19 protein-coding genes are annotated in these 20,787 nt (G+C 55.3%); 9 read left to right on the top strand and 10 right to left on the bottom strand.

The window, feature by feature from the left end:
• Window positions 1-74: 74 nt before the first annotated feature.
• The 6 genes from tauD to mmuP form a co-directional block, all read right to left on the bottom strand.
• On the bottom strand, window positions 75-923 hold the full coding sequence (tauD, locus tag ACMGG5_RS10400) for a taurine dioxygenase (RefSeq protein ID WP_090418087.1): 849 nt from the start codon (window positions 921-923) through the stop codon (window positions 75-77).
• Window positions 920-1,747, bottom strand: coding sequence for a taurine ABC transporter permease TauC (gene tauC, locus ACMGG5_RS10395; RefSeq protein ID WP_048225831.1), 828 nt, complete (start codon window positions 1,745-1,747; stop codon window positions 920-922). Before tauC ends, tauD begins: the two co-directional genes overlap by 4 nt.
• The gene (gene tauB, locus ACMGG5_RS10390; RefSeq protein WP_032646117.1) at window positions 1,744-2,511 is read right to left on the bottom strand and encodes a taurine ABC transporter ATP-binding subunit; all 768 of its coding nucleotides are present in this window, start codon (window positions 2,509-2,511) and stop codon (window positions 1,744-1,746) included. The genes tauC and tauB overlap by 4 nt, the downstream gene beginning before the upstream one ends.
• 10 nt (window positions 2,512-2,521) lie before the next feature.
• The gene (tauA, locus tag ACMGG5_RS10385; RefSeq protein WP_023293188.1) at window positions 2,522-3,484 is read right to left on the bottom strand and encodes a taurine ABC transporter substrate-binding protein; all 963 of its coding nucleotides are present in this window, start codon (window positions 3,482-3,484) and stop codon (window positions 2,522-2,524) included.
• 211 nt (window positions 3,485-3,695) lie between these two features.
• Window positions 3,696-4,628, bottom strand: coding sequence for a homocysteine S-methyltransferase (gene mmuM / locus ACMGG5_RS10380; protein WP_420277818.1), 933 nt, complete (start codon window positions 4,626-4,628; stop codon window positions 3,696-3,698).
• Complete coding sequence (gene mmuP / locus ACMGG5_RS10375) at window positions 4,615-6,015, bottom strand: S-methylmethionine permease (RefSeq protein WP_008503244.1); 1,401 nt, start codon at window positions 6,013-6,015, stop codon at window positions 4,615-4,617. The genes mmuM and mmuP overlap by 14 nt, the downstream gene beginning before the upstream one ends.
• Window positions 6,016-6,367: 352 nt before the next feature.
• Here mmuP and ACMGG5_RS10370 point away from each other — a divergent pair, with 352 nt between their 5' ends.
• Window positions 6,368-7,477 carry an AI-2E family transporter gene (locus ACMGG5_RS10370; protein WP_024906767.1) on the top strand — a complete coding sequence of 370 codons (1,110 nt, stop codon included), beginning with the start codon at window positions 6,368-6,370 and terminating at the stop codon, window positions 7,475-7,477.
• Window positions 7,478-7,596: 119 nt separating this feature from the next.
• Window positions 7,597-9,381, top strand: coding sequence for a diguanylate cyclase (locus ACMGG5_RS10365; protein ID WP_290094513.1), 1,785 nt, complete (start codon window positions 7,597-7,599; stop codon window positions 9,379-9,381).
• A gap of 31 nt (window positions 9,382-9,412) precedes the next feature.
• On the opposite strand, the gene ACMGG5_RS10360 is transcribed toward ACMGG5_RS10365, so the two are convergent.
• Both ACMGG5_RS10360 and ACMGG5_RS10355 read right to left on the bottom strand, forming a co-directional pair.
• Window positions 9,413-9,922, bottom strand: coding sequence for a hypothetical protein (locus tag ACMGG5_RS10360; RefSeq protein ID WP_024906765.1), 510 nt, complete (start codon window positions 9,920-9,922; stop codon window positions 9,413-9,415).
• Between the two features lie 16 nt (window positions 9,923-9,938).
• On the bottom strand, window positions 9,939-10,838 hold the full coding sequence (locus ACMGG5_RS10355; RefSeq protein WP_370884091.1) for a LysR family transcriptional regulator: 900 nt from the start codon (window positions 10,836-10,838) through the stop codon (window positions 9,939-9,941).
• A gap of 109 nt (window positions 10,839-10,947) precedes the next feature.
• On the opposite strand from ACMGG5_RS10355, the gene ACMGG5_RS10350 reads away from it, so the two are divergent.
• Window positions 10,948-12,153 (top strand): L-dopachrome tautomerase-related protein, encoded by a 1,206-nt coding sequence (locus ACMGG5_RS10350; protein ID WP_420277817.1) that lies wholly within the window; start codon window positions 10,948-10,950, stop codon window positions 12,151-12,153.
• Here ACMGG5_RS10350 and ACMGG5_RS10345 read toward each other — a convergent pair.
• Window positions 12,150-12,554 (bottom strand): helix-turn-helix domain-containing protein, encoded by a 405-nt coding sequence (locus ACMGG5_RS10345; RefSeq protein WP_048990412.1) that lies wholly within the window; start codon window positions 12,552-12,554, stop codon window positions 12,150-12,152. The genes ACMGG5_RS10350 and ACMGG5_RS10345 overlap by 4 nt on opposite strands.
• Window positions 12,555-12,677: 123 nt before the next feature.
• Window positions 12,678-13,322: a TetR/AcrR family transcriptional regulator gene (locus tag ACMGG5_RS10340; RefSeq protein WP_157188660.1), complete on the bottom strand. Its 645-nt coding sequence runs from the start codon at window positions 13,320-13,322 to the stop codon at window positions 12,678-12,680.
• 179 nt (window positions 13,323-13,501) lie between these two features.
• Between ACMGG5_RS10340 and ACMGG5_RS10335 the strand changes: the two genes are divergently transcribed.
• The 6 genes from ACMGG5_RS10335 (at window position 13,502) to ACMGG5_RS10310 (ending at window position 20,786) form a co-directional block, all read left to right on the top strand.
• Window positions 13,502-14,998 (top strand): efflux transporter outer membrane subunit, encoded by a 1,497-nt coding sequence (locus tag ACMGG5_RS10335; RefSeq protein WP_157188659.1) that lies wholly within the window; start codon window positions 13,502-13,504, stop codon window positions 14,996-14,998.
• Between the two features lie 48 nt (window positions 14,999-15,046).
• Complete coding sequence (locus ACMGG5_RS10330) at window positions 15,047-16,189, top strand: HlyD family efflux transporter periplasmic adaptor subunit (protein ID WP_032646109.1); 1,143 nt, start codon at window positions 15,047-15,049, stop codon at window positions 16,187-16,189.
• Between the two features lie 13 nt (window positions 16,190-16,202).
• On the top strand, window positions 16,203-17,747 hold the full coding sequence (locus ACMGG5_RS10325; protein ID WP_420277816.1) for a DHA2 family efflux MFS transporter permease subunit: 1,545 nt from the start codon (window positions 16,203-16,205) through the stop codon (window positions 17,745-17,747).
• Window positions 17,748-18,236: 489 nt separating this feature from the next.
• Window positions 18,237-19,310 (top strand): catalase family peroxidase, encoded by a 1,074-nt coding sequence (locus ACMGG5_RS10320; protein WP_420277815.1) that lies wholly within the window; start codon window positions 18,237-18,239, stop codon window positions 19,308-19,310.
• The gene (locus ACMGG5_RS10315; protein ID WP_420277814.1) at window positions 19,307-19,894 is read left to right on the top strand and encodes a cytochrome b; all 588 of its coding nucleotides are present in this window, start codon (window positions 19,307-19,309) and stop codon (window positions 19,892-19,894) included. The genes ACMGG5_RS10320 and ACMGG5_RS10315 overlap by 4 nt, the downstream gene beginning before the upstream one ends.
• A gap of 397 nt (window positions 19,895-20,291) precedes the next feature.
• The gene (locus ACMGG5_RS10310; protein ID WP_024909477.1) at window positions 20,292-20,786 is read left to right on the top strand and encodes a molybdopterin-dependent oxidoreductase; all 495 of its coding nucleotides are present in this window, start codon (window positions 20,292-20,294) and stop codon (window positions 20,784-20,786) included.
• The last annotated feature ends 1 nt before the right edge of the window (window position 20,787 follow it).

Genomic DNA, 20,787 nt, shown 5'->3' with positions numbered 1-20,787 from the left:
TAGCCGCCACCCGGCAATTGTGCACCGTTTTCGCCGGGTGGCGCTGCGCTTACCCGGCCTACGGGAGCGACGGGTTAAGGACGATAAAACGGCTTATCGCCCAAAATCGTCGCCCGCTGCATAATCCGGCGCTGCGGCAGATAGTCCGCATTGGCATAATGCTGCGTTACGCGGTTATCCCAGATCGCCAGGTCGTTCTCCTGCCAGCGCCAGCGCACCTGGAACTCCGGCTTGGTGATATGCGCAAACAGGAAACCTAACAGCGCCTCACTCTCTTTTTCCGTCACGTCCACAATGCGCGTGGTGAACCCTTCGTTCACAAACAGCGCCTGTTTGCCCGTCACCGGATGGGTCCGCACCACCGGGTGCAGCAGCGGAGGATGTTTCGCCACAGCCTCCTGCCAGCGCTGATGTTCCTCTTCCGTTTTACGGTACTTGTACTCCGGGAACGATTTTTTGAAGTCGTGCTCCGCCCGCAGCCCGCTCAGCAGCGTCCGGAGCGGCGCGGAGAGCGCCTCATACGCCGCAATCCCGCTGGTCCACAGCGTATCGCCGCCGGTTTCCGGCAGCAGCTTCGCCGCCAGAATGGCTCCGGCAGGCGGCGTCTCGATAAAGGTCACGTCGGTGTGCCAGTTATCGTTATCCGGCGGGTTATCGTTGTGGGTGTCGAGGACGATAATCTCCTCCACCCCTTCCGCATGCGGATAGACCGGGTGGATATGCAGATCGCCAAAGCGCAGGGCCAGCGCGCGCTGCTGCTGCGGGGTGATCGCCTGCTCGCGCAGGAACACCACCTGATGGCGCAGCACCGCGTGGTACAGCTGCTCGAACTGGTTATCGCTCAGCGGACGGGTCACATCCAGGCCCGACACCTGTGCACCAATGTACGGCCCCAGCGGGGTGATGGTCAGACGTTCACTCATTGTATTTCTCCATGCCAGGGCGTCAGACGGCGTTGTAACGCGCGCAGCCCCAGTTCTAATCCGAAGGCGATCGCGGCGATCACCGCGATTCCTGCCAGCACCACGTCAGTCGCCAGGAACTCTCCCGCCGACTGCACCATAAACCCAAGTCCGCGCGTGGCCGCAATCAGCTCCGCCGCCACCAGCGTGGACCAGCCCACGCCAAGGCCGATGCGCAGCCCGGTTAAAATCTCCGGCAGTGCGCCCGGTAAAATCACGAACAGCAGCACCTGCGTACGGCTGGCTCCCAGCGACTGCGCCGCGCGGATCCGCACCTGCTGGGCGCTCTTCACGCCCGCCAGCGCCGACATGGCAACCGGGGCGAAAATCGCCAGATAGATCAGCAGGATTTTTGACGTTTCCCCGATGCCGAACCAGATCACCATCAGCGGCAGATAGGCCAGCGGCGGCACCGGGCGGTAAAGCTCAATCAGCGGGTCAAGGATGCCGCGCACCGTCGGGCTTAAGCCCATCGCGATCCCGACCGGTATCCCGATAATCACCGCCGCCAGCAGCGCCACCAGAATGCGCGCCAGGCTGGCACCTAAGTGCTGCCAGAGCGTGGCATCCATAAAGCCCTGCGGCCCGGCGATGGTAATGAGTTTGGCCAGCACCTGTCCCGGCGGCGGCAGAAACAGCGGGCTGACCCACTGCAGGGCAGCAACTGCCCACCACACCGCCAGCAACACCAGCAGCGTACCGACGCTCAACGTGATTTGACGTGAGAAAGGCCAGCGCAGCGCCAGACGCGTGCGGCGCGTTTTTTCACTGAAGACGATGCTCATGAGAAGGCCTCCCGCTGTTCAAACACGCGGCTTAAAACGTATTCACGCTGTTCGATAAACAGCGGATCGGATTTGATGCTGCGCACGGGTTCCCCCGCGACGTAGCGGCGGGCGAAATCCAGCGGCAAGCGCTCCAGCACGCGGCCCGGCCCCGGCGAGAGCAGCACCAGCTCGGTGGCCATAAACACCGCCTCTTCGATATCGTGGGTAATCAACAGCACCTGCTTGCCGGTCTCATGCCACAGGCGCAGGAGCAGGGTTTGCATCTGCTCGCGGGTGAAGGCATCGAGCGCCCCGAACGGCTCGTCCAGCAGCAACAGCTGCGGATTCGCTGCCAGCGCGCGGGCAATCCCGACACGCTGTCGCTGGCCGCCGGAAAGCTGCCAGATATAGCGTTTTTCCGCGCCTTCCAGCCCCACTTTTTTAAGCATCGCCCGCGCGGTTTCCAGCCGCTGTTCACGATTGACGCCCGCAAGCTGCAGCCCAAACGCCACGTTTTCCTGCACGTTGCGCCACGGGAGCAGGCCTTCATTCTGGAAGACCACGCCGCGCTCGGCGCCGGGGCCTTCCACCTTTTTGCCTTCCAGTTGAATGGTGCCATGCTGATAAGGGACAAACCCGGCGATCAGATTCAGCAGCGTGGTTTTTCCGCACCCGGACGGACCCAGCACCACCAGCAGTTCACCGCTGTCCAGCGTCAGGTTGATCTCCTCCAGCGCGGGTTTGCCACCGTAATCAGCAGACAGATTTGTAATATTCAGCATGGCGGACTCCTTATTTCACAAAACGATCGGTCACGTACTGGCTGTAATCCGCTGCCACCGCAGGCACTTTGCCCTGCTCTTTCAGGAAGGTGGCGGTATCAACAATCGCTTTGTTTACCGGCCCGGTCAGCTGCTGCACCTGCTGCGCGGGGGTCAGATAGGTATTGCCCTTCACCAGTCCCGGCACGTCCGCTTCCGGCACGCCGCTCAGGCGGGAGAGTTTTTCCAGGTTGGCGGGCTGCTTCAGCCATTCATCCGGGTTACTGATGTACGGCTGCTGGGCGTCAATCGCGCTTTTCGCGAAGGCTTTCACCACCTCAGGATGTTTCTCGGCGAAGTCTTTACGCACGACCCACACGTCGAGCGTTGGCGCGCCCCACTGGCCCACCTTTTCGGAGTCGGTCAGCACGGTACCGTCTTTTTCCAGCTCGTTCACGGCCGGTGCCCACACATAGGCCCCGTCTATATCGCCGCGCTGCCAGGCCGCGATAATCGCCGGCGGCTGAAGGTTGATAATTTGTACCTGCCCCGGCTTGATGCCCCAGTGTTTGAGCGCCGCCAGCAGGCTGTAGTGGGTGGTAGAGATAAACGGCACGGCGATGCGTTTGCCGATCAGATCTTCCGGTTTGGTGATGTTTTTCTTCACCACCAGCGCTTCAGAGTTACCGAGTTGCGAAGCGAGCAGGAACACCTCGATCGGCACCTGCTGGCTGGCCGCGACCGCCAGCGGGCTGGAGCCGATATTACCGATCTGCACGTCGCCGGAGGCTAACGCACGCACGACGGAGGCCCCGCTGTCGAACTTGCGCCAGTCGACTTTCGCGCCGCTCTCTTTGGCAAAGGTGTTGTCCGCCTGCGCGACTTTCGCCGGTTCCGCAGAAGTTTGATATGCGACGGTGACGTCCACCGCCTGCGCCTGAAATGCCCACAGCGCCAGTGCGCCGAGAAGTGTGATTCGCGATGAAATTGCCATAGTGCCTGCTCCCCTTGTTGTTATGAGGGCAGTATTTCCAACGCGGGAATTTTGATAAAGGAATAAAAATGAATCGCTCATAACGATTCGTTTTTAGATAAAAAGCGGGAAAGGATAGTTGGTTTTGTGCGGTTGTTTTTTCCCTCTCCCCGTGGGAGAGGGTCAGCGATCCGTAGGCCGGGTAAGGCATAGCCGCCACCCGGCAAAGCACTCAGCGCTTCGCGTTAAGCTCAGCAATATCCTTCGGCGTGGTCCGACAGCATCCGCCAATCAGCTTAGCCCCGGCAGCCAGCCACTGGGGCAGATACCCTGCCAGCGTCGCGCACGCTTCACCGTGGTGGTGCCAGGTTTTGGTTACCGCGTCATAATGCTCGCCCGAGTTCGGGTAAACCACCAGCGGCAGCGACGTCAGGCTTTGCAGGTGCTTCAGCGCCGCCGTGGTGTTTTCCAGTGCGATACAGTTAATGCCCAGCGCGACGATATGCGGAGAGTCGGCCAGCACGCTGACTACGTCACGCAGGGGCGTACCGTCGCTCAGGTGCTCGCTGTCCCGCAGGGTAAAGGAGAACCACGCCCGGGCGCGGGGATATTCAGACAGCAACGCCGCCAGCGCCTTAATCTCCTCAAAGGACGGTAGGGTTTCGCAGGCCAGCAGGTCAGCGCCCGCATCCAGCAGCGCTTCCACGCGCGGGCGGTGGAAGTCGGTGAATGCTTCAGCACTGCGCACGTAGTCGCCGCGATACTCCGAGCCATCCGCCAGATAGGCGCCGTACGGCCCAACGGAGCCCGCCACCAGCAGCGTGCCCGCATGCGGATTTTCAGCCAGATACGCTTCGCGCGCCTTACGCGCCAGCTCCACGCTTCTGCCAATCAGCGCCCGGGACTGCGCCTCGTCCAGGCCGCGCGCCGCAAAACCCGCAGGCGTGGCCTGATAGCTGGCGGTGATCGCCACCTGCGCGCCCGCGCGGTAATAATCAAGATGCACTTCGCGGATAAGCTCAGGGTTTTCCATCAGCACTTTGGCAGACCAGAGGCTGTCTGCCAGGTTACAGCCGCGCGCTTCCAGCTCCGTCGCCATCGCGCCATCCAGCACCACAAACGGCTGCTTTTCAAGGAGGGCGTTAAGCGGATTATTCTGCGACATGTTCGGGCTCCTGCGATGTCATATTTCGGGTCAGATAGTAGGCACCATAACACAGGGCGACAAACGGAATCCCGCAATAAAGGGCAATGCGCTGGCTTGGGTCAAACCACAGGCCGACACAGGCCACCACGCAGAGGATAAAACCGAGCACCGGCACCAGCGGATACCACGGCGCGCGGTACTGCAGCGCAGAGAGCGGCTGACCGGACTGCAGATGACGACGACGGAAAACGAAGTGCGACGCGCAGATGCTGATCCAGACGGCCACCACCGCAAAGCCAGAAATCGCCGAGAGCGCGACAAACACCGTGTCCGGTGCCACGACGCTTGAGAACAGCGCCAGCACACCACCGAGCATAGAGACCGAGAGCGCCGTCAGCGGCACGCCGTTTTTGTTCACGCGGGCAAAGCAGCGCGGGAGCGTTTTCTCATTAGAGAGCGACCACAGCATGCGCCCGGAGGCGTACAGCCCGGAGTTCGCCGCCGAGAGGATCGCCGTCAAAATCACAAAGTTAAAGATATCCGCCGCGTAAGGAATACCGACCTTTTCAAATACCAGCACGAACGGGCTCTTTTCCACGCCCGCCTGCTGCATCGGGATCAGCGCCGCCAGCACAAACACGGTGCCGATAAAGAAGATAATCAGGCGCGCAATGGTGGTGCGGATCGCGACCGGAATCACCTTGTGCGGATTTTCCGTTTCTCCCGCCGCGATGCCGATAAGTTCGGTCCCGGAGAAGGCAAAGTTCACCGCCACCATGGTCATCAGGATCGGCAGTCCGCCGTGCGGGAACCAGCCTTCGGCGGTGATGTTGCTTAAGCCCGGCGCGGGTGAACCGTCCTGCATCGGGATAAAGCCAAAGACCGCCGCACCGCCAAGGATAATAAAGGCGATGATGGTGATGACTTTCACCAGGGAGAACCAGAACTCGCCTTCCGCAAAGAAGCGCGTTGAGATGACGTTCAGGCCAAAAATCACCACGCAGAAGACCACGCACCACGCCCAGACGGGCACCTGCGGGAACCAGTACTGCATGCAGAACCCGGCGGCGGTAAAGCTCGACCCGAGCGCCACCGTCCAGGTGAGCCAGTAGAGCCACGCCACGGTGTAGCCCGTCGCCGGGCCAAGATAGCGGGCGGCATAGACGTGGAACGCGCCGGTTTCCGGCATCGCCACGGAAAGCTCGCCCAGACACTGCATCACCAGCCAGACCACCAGCGCGCCTATCAGGTACGCCAGCAGCGTGCCCGCCGCCCCGGTCGTAGAAATGATGTAGCCAGTATTGAAGAATAACCCTGTCCCAATCACGCCACCCAGCGAGAGCATGATCAGGTGGCGTGTTTTCATGGTGCGCTTGAGCTGCCCATTTTCTTGTTGTGTTTGCATATTACCTTCTATACGTATGGACATCTAAACATCCAAAGAAGGTGTGTTATACCGCGATTGTTAATAAAAAGCTAGATGACCAGACGCAAACGGGCGCGCCGCGCGCTGAGTCTGGGATGGGTTGTGAGGATCACATAGAGAATCGGACGCCAGGCCATAAGCACCTCCGCAAGCAGATACTTACAGCATGGTGCGGGAGAAGGCGATCTTCGGTCAGTCGAAAGTGGTATCCGTGAAGCGCGAAGTCATACCGTAACACTGCCCGCAGGACGGGTGCCACCCGATGCAAGGTTGGTAATTCTCACAATCAGTTCTATAGTCGACACAGTTTATGAGTAACCAGGACTGACTGATGCGCTTTAACGGACTGACTAAAGGTTTCTTTATTTTCATTCTCGCCCTTGTGACCTGGGCCTTCTTCGACGTGCTGTCGCCCTACTTCTCCGCGATACTGTGGGCCGCCATTCTGACCGTCATCTTCAACCCGGTAAAAAACAAGCTGCGCGCCGCGCTGGGGGATCGCAACGGGCTGGCCTCGCTGTTGACCATCGGTATTATCTGCCTGATCGTCTTTATTCCGCTGATGGTGATCCTCTCCTCGCTCGCCATTGAGCTGAACGTGGTTTACACCAAACTGCAGGAGAACAACACCCAGTTCCCGGAGGTGGTGGCAAGCATCTTCAACCACCTGCCTGACTGGGCCAGCGGCTTCCTCGCGGATCACAACCTGACCAACGCGGCGCAGATCCAGAAAAAACTCTCCGATGTCGCTCTGCAGGGCGGACAGTATCTCGCCGGCAGCGCGTTTCTGATTGGCAAAGGAACGTTTGGCTTTGCGATTAGCTTCGGCATCATGCTGTATCTGCTGTTCTTCCTGCTGAAAGACGGCCCGTATCTGGTGCGCCAGATCCTCGACTCCTTACCGCTGTCTGATTTCGCCAAGCAGCACCTGTTCGCCAAATTCGTTGGCGTATCGCGCGCCACGGTAAAAGGGACGGCGGCAGTGGCCGTGGTTCAGGGCATACTCGGCGGGATTGCGTTTGCTATTGCCGGTATTGACGGCAGCGTACTCTGGGGCGCATTGATGGCGTTCCTCTCTCTGGTGCCCGCCATCGGCTCGGCGATTGTCTGGGTGCCCGCCGCCATCTTCCTGTTCGCCACGCACCAGATCTGGCAGGGGCTGTTTATTGTCGGCTTCTTCGTGATCGTCGTCGGGCTGGTGGACAATATTCTGCGCCCGCTGCTGGTGGGGAAAGACACCAAAATGCCGGACTACCTGATTCTGATCTCCACCCTCGGCGGCATGGAGCTGTACGGCATTAACGGCTTTGTGATTGGGCCACTCATCGCCGCGCTGTTTATCGCCTGCTGGAACCTCTTCTCAGGGCGCGATCACGAAGGTAACGCCGAAGAGCTGGACCCCGATTTCATCGAAGAAGGAAAAAATCCTCCAGATTTGTAAGGACGTGACGATAAAGACCACACCAGGCGGCGCTGTGCCGCCTTTTTTTTCGCCTTAAATCAGACGTTTTCTATAATTTGAAGAACGCCATCCTACTCATGTCGTAAAAGGATCATCTGGTGCGAATCGCGACGATAACCAACTGGGCCTATGGGGCCACGGTCTGCCTCACCATCGCCTCCGGCATCATCATGCTGATGGCGTCCAGTGCAGATACCCTCGAGCGTCAGGCCGTGGAACAACGGCAGAAATTTGATCAGCTGACGGAAGATATTGAAACCGATATCTGGGCGCAGTCTGATTTAGCGCGGCTGTACGTCATTAAAAAAGATCCTCAGGTGCTCAAGGAATATAACCAGGCAGAAAACAGCCTGAAGCGCATCGAGCTTCGTCTGGAAAAACTGCGGGACAACGGCGCATCGGATGATGAGCTGTCCCTGCTGCGCGAAGGCATAAAAATCATCGATGAGCTGCAGGACGAACAGCAAACCGCCCTCGCCAGCCTTGAAGGCGGAGAAGACGCCCAGGCCGTTGCCTTACTCTATGGTCAGCCCTATGAGCAGGAGCTGGATCGCGCGCAAAATCAGATCGATCACTTTCGCCAGATACTGGACAAGCGTGTTATCGGCTCCGTAAAAGATGCGACAAAAAAATCGAAAGCGCTGCGTACCGCCTCTGAGCTGACGGTCGGCCTGACCGCCCTGCTGTTCCTGTTTGTGCTCGGCTTTATATTGAAACGCCGCGTGCTGCGTCCCGTGGTGCGCCTGAGCGACGTGGTGCACCGTCTGGCATCCCAGGATTACGCGGTTGAAACGCCCAATTTCAACCAGATCGATGAGATAGGCGATATGGCCCAGGCCATCAGCATCTTCCGTGAAAACGGCCTGGCACGACAGCGTCTGGAAAAAGAGCGCGATGCCGACTGGGCCATCCGCGAGCTGCTGGCGCGCATGACCCAGCGGCTGCAGGGGTGTGAGAACTTTAACGATGTGATTAACGTGGCGGAGCTGTTTGCCCCCAATATCGCGCCAGGGATCGCGGGCCGGCTCTACGTCCTTGACCGCGAGCCGTGGCAGATGCGCTGCGTCGCGCAGTGGCTTTCGCCGGTTGGTGAAGAGACGACATTCCATCCGGACGAGTGCTGGGCCGTGCGACGCGGGCAAAGTCACCCGCCGGTGAACGGTGAGCCGGATATTGCCTGCTACCATCTTCCGGCATCCCAGGCGGAAAGCGCGCTTTGCGTGCCGCTTATCGCTCAGGGCGAGGCCATTGGCCTGCTCTCCTTCCAGAATATCACGGCGGACAATGCCCCTTCCCGCGCGTATCTGGAGCTGATGGCCGAGGCGCTCGGGCTGGCGCTGGCCAACCAGCGTCTGCGCGACGCGTTGCTGGAAAAAGCGTTGTTTGACCCGCTCACCGGCCTGCGTAACCGTCATCATCTGGAAGATACCCTGCAAACCCAAACGGCACAGGCGATACGCACTGGCGTACCGTTAAGCTGCATGATGATTGATATCGACCACTTCAAGAGCATTAACGATCGGTTCGGTCATGAAGCGGGCGATCTGGTGATCAAAAGCGTGGCGTCAATTGTTCAGCGGGCCGCGCATGACAACGGACTGGCATTCCGCTACGGCGGCGAGGAGTTTCTGGTGCTGCTTTCCGGTGCCGATGAAGCAGAAGCGTACGCCTGCGCGCAGAAGATTTACACCGGCGTGCATGAGCTGTCGCTTCGCTACGGGCTGACCGAGATTGGGCCGGTGGACGTGTCGATTGGGATTGCCAGCTACCCACAGCATGCCCAGACCGACAACCTGTTGCGCGCCGCGGATGTGGCCTTGTACCGGGCGAAAGAGCTGGGCCGCGCGCGGATTGTGAGTTTTGGGATGCTGGAGGCGGGCTGACGCTAATTCTCGCGCCCTGACTTTCCCCGGTTCAGGCGCGCGTGATAGCCCAAAGCACCACAATCCCCAGGGCATTGCTCCGCTTTTCCACATACAGGGTGGTATCGGAATAAACGTCACCCTGCGGGTTACAGATGCGGATCTCCTTCTTTAATTCCGGCTCGTAGACTTCCGCACCCGAGCAGCTGTGGCGGGTACTGGACTCATACCGGTAAGGTTTGCTCCAGGCCGAATAGTCCCCCTCCAGCAGCCAGGCCGTTGTAAAGACCACGAACATGGCAACCGGCAGACTGCAAATAAAGAAGCCGAGGTAGATTTTTACCGCGCCAGCAAGGCGCTTACCTTTCAGTCTCCCCTTTCTGATGAAATAGACCATCGGCACCAGCGCCAGCAGCAACGCCCCACAGGCAAGGTACTGCTCCCCGCGGATCGAAAGGTATGTCACGCGGTAAATGTTGACTGACCAGACCACAAAACCCGATATCAGTGCTATCCCGCTCACGATGAGTGGGATCCAAAAGGAAAAACGCGCTTTTTTCATGGTGGACTCGTCCTTGTCATTCTTGTCGGGTCAGAAGGTCAATCATTGCCCGGGTGGCTGCTGACTGACGCCGGTGCGGGGCAAACAGCACGGAGAAAGGTCGCGATCGTCCCCGGAGGTGCGGCAGCACCTCAACTAACTGGCCGCCCTGTATTCTGTCGCGGACGATGAATTCATAGCTCTGGCAGATCCCCATCCCCTGCTCCGCCAGCGAAACCACGCCGAGTACATCGTCTGATATTTCGATGGTTGAACCCGGCAACCAGTCAATATCGCGCCCTTCATCATGAAATACCCAGGGGGCGATACGACCGGTGCGCGGCATGATAAACGGCAGGCACTGATGGCGCTGCAGGTCTTCCAGCGTCTGAGGCTTTCCTCTCCGATGCAGGTAGTCCGGAGAGGCGACCAGAAGCAATGCCGCGTCTTCCAGCTTACGCGCCACAAGTCCACTGTCAGGCAACTGTCCCAGACGGATCGCCAGATCGAACCCTTCTGCGATCAGGTCAACGTTGCGATTGGTAATGTTCAGCTCCACCTGTACGCGCGGGTAACGTTGATTATAGTGCGCCAGCAGCGGCGGCAGGCGGTAGTGGGCATAGGTGGTCGGGACACTCATTCTCACGCGACCGGTCAGATCGCCCTCCTGACCCCGGCCAACGCGTTCGGCGTCATCGAGCAGAGAAAACGCTGAGCGCGCCTGCTCAAGATAGACGCGTCCGGCTTCAGTCAGCCCCACCCGGCGGGTCGTGCGCTGTAATAGCTGCCGTCCAAGACGCGCTTCCAGACGGGTGACCGCGCGGCTCAGTACCGAAGGGGTGGTTGAAAGGGCAACCGCTGCGGCAGTAAATGAGCCGTGCTCAACCACAGCAATGAAGACTTCAACGTCGCCGAGGTAATCGAATTTCCGGCTCATTTTGCTCTCTCAGGAACAAATGTTTTTCAATTTGGCTAATTTATCTCCCGTTGGGCGATGAGTAAAGTGGCCAGCATTCATCACCTGAACGTTCCACTGGAGCCTGTCAATGTTCAACCGTTCCCATATTCTGCCCGCCATCGCAATGGCGGCGTTGTTCTCTTTCACGAGTGTTGTCAACGCGGCGAACCACCCGCCTCTGGAGCGCTGGCGAAGCTACGCCGGCGTGAGCTGGGATACCACTCAAGACGGAAAGATGCCTGCGGCGTTTTCCGGTTCGGTCAATGCCCCTATTGCAGGTATCCACTTTGATGCAATGGACCGTGCCTTTGTCAGCACGCCCCGGCTGGTTTCCGCCGCAGCACCCGCCACGTTAAGCATTCTGGATACGACGGCGCAGTCTGGCCCTGCCCGCCTGAACGCATTTCCCTCCCGCGAGGGGAATGCGGTGAACACCGATCCCGCTCAGAGCCTGCGCAACGTGCTCGGTTTTTATATTGACCGTAAAAACGGCTGGCTATGGGCGCTGGACATGGGGTTTGTTGCAGGCGAAACAGAGTCCCCCGCGGGGGCGCAGAAACTGGTTGTACTGGATCTCCTCTCTGGCCGCACCATCAAACGCATCGCCCTGGACGGCGTAGCGGACCGCAAGGCCAGCTTTCTGAATGATGTGGTGGTCGATGAGAACCGCCGTGTCGCCTATATCTCCGACAGCGGCTCGCGGAGTGCGCCTGAAAACCAGGTGGGACTAATTATCGTCGATTTCGCTACCGGTACAGCCCGGCGCGTGCTCGATCGTCACCCTGCGCTGCAGATTGAACCAGGCGTTAACGTCGTCTCGCACGGGGTTGAAGTCTGGCCTGGTAAACCATTACTGATTGGTATCAATGGCATTGCGCTTTCACCCGATGCGGGCACGCTGTACTGGACGGTGACAACCGGCACGCGCGCCTATGCGGTACCGACTGCGATACTGAGGCAGCCTGCGTCAACCAATACGCAAATTGCCGGGCAGATCCGCGATCTGGGTCGCGTGGGGGGCAACACCGACGGAATGGTGACAGATGTAAAAGGTAACCTCTACATTACCGATGTCACACGCAATGGTATCGTCAGATACGATCCTGAAACCCATTCCATGTCGCTAATTGCGGCAAGCGAAGAGGTGCGCTGGCCAGACACGCCGGCAATCCGTCCGAACGGGGAGATGGTATTTACCTCAAGTCGCCTCAATGACCACTTCGAGGGAGCCGTTAAACCGGGAGAAGAACGCTATGATTTGTGGCGCTTGCGTCTCGATGCTTCAAAGAATTAGTCGCGCGTCACCTCAGTAATCAATATCGACAATCCATTCATGTCATGACTTTTTTTAGCCATCTCACGGTATTTGGTTGGGGAGAGTCCATATTGATTCGAGAACGCTCTGCTGAACGTTGACGGCTCTTCGTAGCCTAACATTGTAAATATATCTGAAACAGAGAGCTGCGTATGTCTGAGCATATGCGCGGCTTTTTCAAGTTTCCGGCTTCGAATATAGAGACCGATACTTATGCCACACTCCTGGCGAAAGTTTCGTTGAATATAAGCCAATGAATAACCGGATTTTCGCGCCACATCCAGAACGGTAATAGGTCTATATAAATTCGAGTCAATCCAGTGAGTCAGGGACTTAATTACAGCTTCACGATCTTTTAAGAGAGTAAACTTTATACACATAAGTATCCACGAAATTTTATTTACAAGAAGGCCGCTGGCAACGTCATCCAATGACAATTGAAAATAATATTTCCTAAAAGAAAAATCACCCTAATAATAGGGTGAGAGAATGCTTACTGTATTTTAGTGAGATGTCTTTGCAACATTCTCATTTTGTTCAGGACCATACAGTTTCATAAACGCATTAACGGAGGCCTGCGCTTTCATGACAATTTCACTTTCGTCCGGCTGATCCTTTCGCGCTTTTAAAAGCAAGGGTTCAAGGATACCGGCCTGGAGAAGAGAGCGAAAATACTCAGCGGCCAGCACAGGGTCATCTTTTCTTAAGATATTTTGATTCATTAAATCGGTGAAAAGCGCCGATACGTTTGAACGCAGTTTTTGCATTCGCTCATAATATAATTCTCCGATTCCCGACCTTCCGGCTTCGGAAATCATTAATCTTTGCAAATCCACAATATCCGGTGAACAAATATAGCGTAAAAAGGCAACGGCAAATTGCTCGATGACCAACTGTGGTGATTTTCTGAAAAGGCGCACCTGCCCTGCAGTTTCAATAGTCATGCTCTTTATATACTGTTCAGTTTCTGAAGACATGCATTCTACAAATAGCTCTTCTTTCGAAGAAAAGTGACTGTAAATTGTCGATTTTGAGCCACCCACAATCGCGTTAATCTCTGAGATAGACGTGGCATCAAATCCCTTTTGTCGAAACAGTCCGGATGCGACTTCCAGAATCTGTTGCCGTTTAAGCGCTCTTTTATCCATATGTTTCCTCGTTAGTTTAGGTGTCTGACCGGGGCCAACACTTTTTGTTCTCTGATTTCGGAATCACGTCTGGTAGTAGGGTTCGTAATCGTACTGACGAGTACATTTTCATTTGACGACGCTCAGAAGTCAAGATATAAAGTGTACCGTACTGTACGGTACTGTATTTGGACTTCTCTATGAACAGCATGACGAGCGTACTGATGAAAGGTTTTCAGGAGACACTACTGGGGTGTCGTATTTCCGGTTTAACCCGGTCCAGAATAGTGATGGGCTGTGTTGTCATTTCCGCCATCAGTATGAGCGGATGCGCCATGATCCCCGACCTTGGCACCCCACCGCCTATGAAGACGGTCACACAACTTAAAAGCGATCAAAGTTTCCCACATCAGAACGGCCAGTGGCCGAAAGATGACTGGTGGAAGAAATACGGTGACGAGCAGCTCAACGGGCTGATTGATGACGCGCTTAAAAATTCCCCTACGCTTAACATCGCCGAAGCTCGCGTGAAACAAGCGCAGGCGATGACGCAAAGTGCGAGCGGTTCGCTTTTCCCTGAGGTCACCGCAAACGCCAGCTTTATGCGGGACAAAATGAGTTACAACTATGTGACGCCTGAAAGCGCAACGCCTCAAAACTGGAACAGCTATGGCCGCACCACGCTGGATATGAGCTGGGAAATAGATTTTTGGGGTAAAAACCGCGCCGCGCTCGCGGCTGCAACGTCAGGTGAAATGGCGGCTGTAGCGGAAGAAGCGCAAACAAGACTGGTGCTGTCTTCGTCTGTTGTTACCGTTTACGCGGAGCTGGCGCATTTATACACCGTACGCGAAACGCTTAACGATACCCTCACTATACGAACCAGTACGCTCGCGTTGTTCCAGCAACGACATGATGCGGGGCTAGAAGATTTATCCAGCCTTCAACAGGTTGAGACGCGTCAACTCAACGCAAAAGCAAATCTGGTGGCAATAGAGGAAGCGATTGCGATCAAAAAACATGAGCTCGCTGCATTGATCGGTGATGGGCCTGACAGATCGCTGGCCATAACCGCGCCTAAGGCAACGCTTTTAGCGCATGAGGAACTTCCTCCCAATATTGCGCTGGATCTGATTGGTCGACGTCCTGATATTGTCGCGGCACGTTTACGCGCAGAGGCTGCAGCAGAGCAAATCAAACAGAAAAAAGCCGGTTTTTACCCCAGCGTTAATCTGGTTGCCTTTGCCGGGTTCCAGTCACTGGGTATTAACAACCTTACCCGGAGTGGCTCAGCAATTGGCAGTTTTGGTCCGGCCATATCGTTGCCAATATTTAATACGCAAAAGCTACAGGGTGATTTGAAATACGCCAGCGGTGAATATGATATTGCGGTGAACGTTTATAACGCCACGCTAACGAATGCACTTCGTGAAGTGAGCGATGCACTCACCAGCAGAGCCTCTCTGAAAGACGAGATGCTTTATTCTCAGGGTGCAGTCACGTCGGCAGAAAAAGCGTATTCGCTCACCAGACAAAGGTATGAAGGAAAGGTCGCTGATTATCTCGACGTTTTATCCTCGGAAGATGAGCTGGTTGCGGCCCGCAGAAAATTAGCCGATGTAAATTCCCGTGCCTTTACGATTGACGTCGCATTAGCGCGTGCATTGGGCGGCGGATATACCTCGAGCAAACAGTGATTTTTAACACCAGGTTAATTACTAAATAGTGGAAAGAAAGGAAATAAAATGAGTCATTCTGCAGCTATTGAAAATCAAAATATTGAATCATCCGATATCAAAAAGAAAAAAAGAAAACGTTTATTCTCTTATCTTGCATTAAGCATCGCGCTGGCTGGCGCAGGCTCGTTCGCATATTGGGAATTAGTGGGTTCTCGCTATGTTGAGACCGATAACGCCTATACCGATGTCGAGTCCGCTCAGCTCTCTTCCGCGATCACCGGTACGGTAAGTGCCATCCTCGTCACGGATTCTCAGGTGGTAAAAAAAGGCGATGTTCTGATCCAGCTGGACCCTACTGATGCAGAGTTAGCCCTTAATCAGGCTGAAGCAAACCTGAACCTGTCCATTCGGCGGGTCAATGGATATAAGGCCACCGACACAAAACTCGGCGCTGAAGTTGTGGCAAATGAAAAAGAGCAAAAACGTCTGCTGGCCCAGGTTGATGCCGCAAACGCTGACTTCCAGCGCGCGACGGTTGACCTCAAGCGACGCGAGGCGCTCATGCAGACAGGCGCGATTTCAGGCGACGAACTGACGCGTATTCAAAACGTTTATGCTTCCGCTCTGGCAAACCTGAATGCCGCTAAAGCCGCCGTGGCGCAAGCCGATGCAGCAAGACAGGCGGCAGTGGGTGCAAGACAGGCGAATGCCGTAATGATTGAGGATGCAAATACCGAGACCAACCCAGAAGTCGCTCTCGCCAGAGCAAAGCGCGATCAGGCCAGACTGGATCTGGAAAGAACCGTGATCCGTTCGCCAGTTGATGGCGTGGTTGCTCGTCGCCAGGTCGAGCTTGGGCAACGTGTCCAGCCTTCCACGCCGTTATTGTCCGTGGTTCCGGTACAGCAAATTCACGTCAATGCCAACTTCAAGGAAGTTCAGCTCCAGCATGTGAAAGTGGGGCAGAAAGTGGAACTGGTGAGCGATCTGTATGGCGACAACGTTCCTTTCCATGGAACGGTAGAAGGCTTTGATGGCGGCACCGGCGCAGCGTTTTCAGTTATTCCAGCACAGAACGCAACGGGTAACTGGATTAAGGTTGTACAGCGTTTGCCCGTGCGCATCAAACTCAATGCTGATGAGCTTGCAGCACATCCGCTGCGGGTTGGGCTGTCCATGAAAGCGACAGTTAATTTAAAAAGTGAATAACGGAAACCAGGCCATGTCTACATTCGTTATCGATAACCAGCCGCCTTCGCTGAAGGGCGGTATGTTATGGGTGGGTGCCCTGGTTCTTGCAATGGCAAACTTTTTAGCCGTACTCAATATGACCATTGCAAACGTCACTCAGCCCAACATGGCTGGCGCCCTGGGCGCAGGAACCAGCCAGGGGACCTGGATCATCACGGCCTATGCCGTGGCTGAAGCCATAACGGTGCCGCTATCAGGATGGTTAACCACCCGGTTCGGCGGCGTGCGCGTTTTCTGCATTTCCGTGTTCATGTTTGGCATTTTTTCTTTGCTTTGCGGCCTTTCCACTTCTCTGGGAATGCTGCTGATGATGAGGGTTTTTCAGGGCATGGCGGGAGGTCCCCTGATGGCCCTATCACAAACGTTGCTCCTGCGTATTTTCCCGAAAGAAAAATCCATGCAGGCGACGGGATTATGGGCAATGACGACATTGCTGGCGCCCGTTATAGGCCCGGTTCTCGGTGGCTGGATTTGCGATCATTACAGCTGGTCGTGGGTGTTTATCATCAACGTTCCGATGGCTATCGCTTTTTCAGTCATCGCGTGGTCAGTATTAAAAATCTTCGAAGATGAGCTGGTTAATAACGCTATTGATATCGTTGGATTTATTTTACTGGTTATCTGGGTTGGCGCACTGCAGATCATGCTGGATGAAGGGAAAGACCTTGACTGGTTTGCCTCAGAAGAAATTTGGGTTCTGGCGATTGTGGCCTGTATCGGCTTTTTAAGTTTCTGCATATGGGAGCTGACCGCTGACCATCCGATTGTCGATATCAGCGTTTTTCGCCATCGTGGTTTTTCGGCCAGCATGTTTGTGCTCGCGCTTGCGTTTGGATGTTTTTTTGGTCTGAATGTTCTCACGCCGTTGTGGCTACAATATAACTTAGGGTATACAACAACATGGGCAGGGATTGTGGTTGCCTGGGGCGGCCTTCTGCAGGTGGTCTTCTCTCCGGTTGCCGCTAACCTTTCCAACAGAATCGATCCGCGCATTCTTATCTTCTTTGGCTGTGCCTGGCTCGGTCTCGATACCTTCTGGCGCTCCTATGCGACGACCGATATGGATTACTGGTCCATCTGTGTCCCTTTGTTATTCATGGGCGTTGGCATGCCGTTGTACTATGTCCCGATTACGGGGCTTGCAATGGGCTCTGTAGATGAAGCGGAAATGCCCTCGGCGGCCGGGTTAATGAACTTTGTTCGAACGTTATCAGGCGCGTTTGCCACATCGCTCGTGACGACGTCCTGGCAGGACCAGCGCTATATTGCGCATGACAGGCTGGCGTCCGTTGTCGATCCTACCGGCGATCTTTCACAGTACATCAACTCGGCGCCTCAGCAAAGCGGGCAATTTGTGCGCGAGCTTTTTGACAAGATGGTTAACAGCCAAAGCATGATGCTTTCAACCAATAATCTGATGATGTCGATAGGCGTCATATTCTTTATCGCTGCTTTTGCTATTGCTTTAGCACCGAAACCTTCGCGCGTGGTCGATACCGCTTCTGTAGGACATTAATCGTTATTCAGCACAGGGATGTGAGCGTCAAATAAAAGAGAACATTTAATGGAAGAAATACCAGGACTTTCTGTACAGGAAAAGCGTTGCTTAATATCAGAAATATATTTTTCAATATATAAAAAAGTGGACGCTTCCCAGTGGAAGAAGCGTCCTAAATCAGGCAATTATTCAGACACAGATTGAAACCGCTAACTGACGATCTCAGCGATAATATCGCATACTCCCTACTGTTCATTATTTACATTTTCTGCCATCGCCTACCTGTTTCGCCACTCTTTCTCGCTGGGTCACCGACTCGGTCGCAACTTCCGACACGATGAGTAAACCGGTCCTTTTGACAGCGGAAAGGTTTAAACTTTTCGTGATATTCTTTCTTTACGCCCCTTAGTTCCTATACTCGAGCCATATTCGCCACTGTATTAACACCTGTCACGCGCAATACGTTGTGCATGACAGATGAAAATATTTTGTTCTGGAAAAACGTCTATGTCGAAACTGGATTTGAGGTCCAAAAAAACCTGGGGCGCGCTGGCAGCAATCGCCGTTGTCGCCGGTACATTAGCAACTGCTTTTGCATGGACGGCGGGCTGGCTTGGTTCACGCACGGTCAGCCAGGCACTGGTAGGGGAAACACCGAAACCCTTCCCGCCGGGTTTTCGCCGCGCGCATGGAAAAGGCATCTGCTTTGCCGGCACCTTTACGCCAAACGGCTCAGGGGTTTCTCTTTCAACCTCCCGCCTCTTCTCACAGCAGGAAGTGCCCGTGGTGGGTCGATTCTCTATTGGTACTGGCGATCCGCATGCCCCGGATAGTACGACCAAAACCCTGAGCATGGCGCTGCTGCTGAAGACAGATGACAAACAACAATGGCGGATGGCGATGAACAACGAGCCTTTCTTCGCCACGCACAGCCCGGAAGGTTTTCTGGCCTTGCGAAAAGCCACGGCCATTGATGCGGCCACCGGCAAACCGGATCCGCAGCGTCTGGCAGACTTTTTGAAAGCGTACCCGGAGGCGGAGAAATACCTTAAATGGGCGGCACAAAAACCTGCGCCCGGCAGCTTCGCGGGCGCGACGTTTTACAGCATTAACGCCTTTTACCTTGTGAACGCGCAGGGGGATCGCCAGGCCGTTCGCTGGATGATGCGTCCGCACGAGCCTTTCCTGTCGATAAGCGATGAGCAACGACAGAAAGCCGATGACAACTTCCTGTTCGAAAACCTGCGTCAGCGCCTGGCGCAGAAGCCACTCTACTGGGATTACGTTTTGCAGCTCGCACAACCGGGCGATCCGGTGGATGACCCATCCCAGCCGTGGCCGGACGATCGCAAAAAGGTGGTGGCCGGCACGCTGGAAGTGACGCGGGTCGAAGCACAATCCACAGGCGCGTGCCGCGACGTTAACTTTGATCCTTCTGTCGTTCCCGCAGGCGTTGCGGTGTCTGATGATCCCATCTTAAACGCCCGCTCCGCGGCCTACTCCCACTCTTTCAGCCGCCGTGAGCGGGAAATCGGCTACGGCAAGGCCACCGAAGCCGTGCAAAAGCAGGAGGTAAAATGAGCTCAAATAAAGATATGCGAGCGCTCACGCCGCAGCATTTCAATACCCTGGCGCGAAGCCTGCACTGGCTGATGGCGGTGATGATCCTGTCCATGCTTTTCATCGGTGCCGCGATGATGACGTCGTTACATCACCGGATTTGGTTAATCGACCTCCACCGGCCGCTGGGGATCGCCATTTTACTGCTGGCACTGGTTCGTCTGGTCAACCGCCTCCTGAGCCGCACGCCCCCACTTCCTGCCGATTTGCCCGCCTGGCAGGTGCTTGCCGCAAAGGCATCACACTGGATGCTGTATGGGTTAATGCTGGCAATGCCGCTGCTGGGCTGGGCGCAACTGTCGGCAGCGGGCCTGCCAATTGTCATGTTTGATGGCGTCAACCTGCCGGCGATTGTCCCGACCAATCCAGCACTCTATGCCTGGTGCCACGACGCCCATAGCCTTCTGGCAAAGTTGCTTTTTGCCGTGGTGCTGGTCCATCTCTCCGCCGCACTCGTTCATGCGTGGATCTACCGGGACGCAGTGTTTGCCAGCATGGCGAAAGGGGGTAAGTCGGCGTCAGCCATCCGGGATGACGTGAAGTAAGGCAAGCGGTAGGGGACACGCACAATCAGAATGTTCGTGTCCTCGCTTATCATCATCCTGAAACAGCGCACACAACCGGGGCGCGTATTTCGTCGCCAGATTCGCGCGCCAAAAAGCCACGGACACCCCGCAATTATCGTGGAAGATAATATCTCTCAATTAAAGCGATTATTTTTTAAACAGAAGAGCATTTATGCCCGCAATTTTAGCTTTTATCAAAAAGTTAAGCGTCGCTCTAGTATCAAACACCCAGACACCCGCGACACCTAACTCATTGATTAAAATGAGTTTACATCAATAAAAACGATAAAACCCCCTACTCCCCAACAAAATATATCAACTCGTGTGATATCTAAATTATAATTCTTATACTTCTGTTAAAAAGGTGGAGGTCAAAATGCGATTAACCCTACTGCTGTTATGCTGTCTGGTACAAAGTGTAACCTGGGCTGGCGACCTGCCAAAACCAGTTGGTAAACCCATTTTAACGATTTACGGTAATATAGAAAATACCAATGAAAATGGAAAAGCAGTGTTTGATCTCGCCAGCCTTGAAAAACTCGGAGTAGTGAGTTTCGAGACGACTTCCCCCTGGTATAACGGTCGTACGAAGTTTGAGGGTGTCCCCATGAGCAAGCTCATGGATTATGTGGGTGCAAAAGGTACGAACGTTAATGTTATTGCGCTCAATGATTACTCAACCGTCATCCCTCTCAGCGACTTTAAAAAATACAACGCCATCCTTGCCTTAAAGGTCAATGGCGAATATATGCGCATCCGCGATAAAGGCCCATCGTTCATTGTATACCCCTATGACAGTCTTCCTGAGTTGAATAATCAGATTTATTACTCACGATCAGCATGGCAGGTAAGCAAAATGAAGATTGAGTAGT

The organism is Enterobacter sp. BNK-34, assembly GCF_048684445.1.
In the GTDB taxonomy this organism is placed as follows: domain Bacteria; phylum Pseudomonadota; class Gammaproteobacteria; order Enterobacterales; family Enterobacteriaceae; genus Enterobacter; species Enterobacter pseudoroggenkampii.
This window is presented reverse-complemented; position numbering and strand designations above follow the sequence as displayed.

Bases quoted from the DNA above. Each gene is read 5' to 3' on its own strand.
- tauC (WP_048225831.1), bottom strand. From the start codon at position 1,747: ATGAGCATCGTCTTCAGTGAAAAAACGCGCCGCACGCGTCTGGCGCTG.
- mmuP (WP_008503244.1), bottom strand. From the start codon at position 6,015: ATGCAAACACAACAAGAAAATGGGCAGCTCAAGCGCACCATGAAAACA.
- tauB (WP_032646117.1), bottom strand. From the start codon at position 2,511: ATGCTGAATATTACAAATCTGTCTGCTGATTACGGTGGCAAACCCGCG.
- ACMGG5_RS10345 (WP_048990412.1), bottom strand. From the start codon at position 12,554: ATGTGTATAAAGTTTACTCTCTTAAAAGATCGTGAAGCTGTAATTAAG.
- ACMGG5_RS10370 (WP_024906767.1), top strand. From the start codon at position 6,368: ATGCGCTTTAACGGACTGACTAAAGGTTTCTTTATTTTCATTCTCGCC.
- tauA (WP_023293188.1), bottom strand. From the start codon at position 3,484: ATGGCAATTTCATCGCGAATCACACTTCTCGGCGCACTGGCGCTGTGG.
- ACMGG5_RS10360 (WP_024906765.1), bottom strand. From the start codon at position 9,922: ATGAAAAAAGCGCGTTTTTCCTTTTGGATCCCACTCATCGTGAGCGGG.
- ACMGG5_RS10310 (WP_024909477.1), top strand. From the start codon at position 20,292: ATGCGATTAACCCTACTGCTGTTATGCTGTCTGGTACAAAGTGTAACC.
- ACMGG5_RS10330 (WP_032646109.1), top strand. From the start codon at position 15,047: ATGAGTCATTCTGCAGCTATTGAAAATCAAAATATTGAATCATCCGAT.
- ACMGG5_RS10355 (WP_370884091.1), bottom strand. From the start codon at position 10,838: ATGAGCCGGAAATTCGATTACCTCGGCGACGTTGAAGTCTTCATTGCT.
- ACMGG5_RS10350 (WP_420277817.1), top strand. From the start codon at position 10,948: ATGTTCAACCGTTCCCATATTCTGCCCGCCATCGCAATGGCGGCGTTG.
- mmuM (WP_420277818.1), bottom strand. From the start codon at position 4,628: ATGTCGCAGAATAATCCGCTTAACGCCCTCCTTGAAAAGCAGCCGTTT.
- ACMGG5_RS10335 (WP_157188659.1), top strand. From the start codon at position 13,502: ATGAACAGCATGACGAGCGTACTGATGAAAGGTTTTCAGGAGACACTA.
- ACMGG5_RS10340 (WP_157188660.1), bottom strand. From the start codon at position 13,322: ATGGATAAAAGAGCGCTTAAACGGCAACAGATTCTGGAAGTCGCATCC.
- ACMGG5_RS10325 (WP_420277816.1), top strand. From the start codon at position 16,203: ATGTCTACATTCGTTATCGATAACCAGCCGCCTTCGCTGAAGGGCGGT.
- tauD (WP_090418087.1), bottom strand. From the start codon at position 923: ATGAGTGAACGTCTGACCATCACCCCGCTGGGGCCGTACATTGGTGCA.
- ACMGG5_RS10320 (WP_420277815.1), top strand. From the start codon at position 18,237: ATGTCGAAACTGGATTTGAGGTCCAAAAAAACCTGGGGCGCGCTGGCA.
- ACMGG5_RS10315 (WP_420277814.1), top strand. From the start codon at position 19,307: ATGAGCTCAAATAAAGATATGCGAGCGCTCACGCCGCAGCATTTCAAT.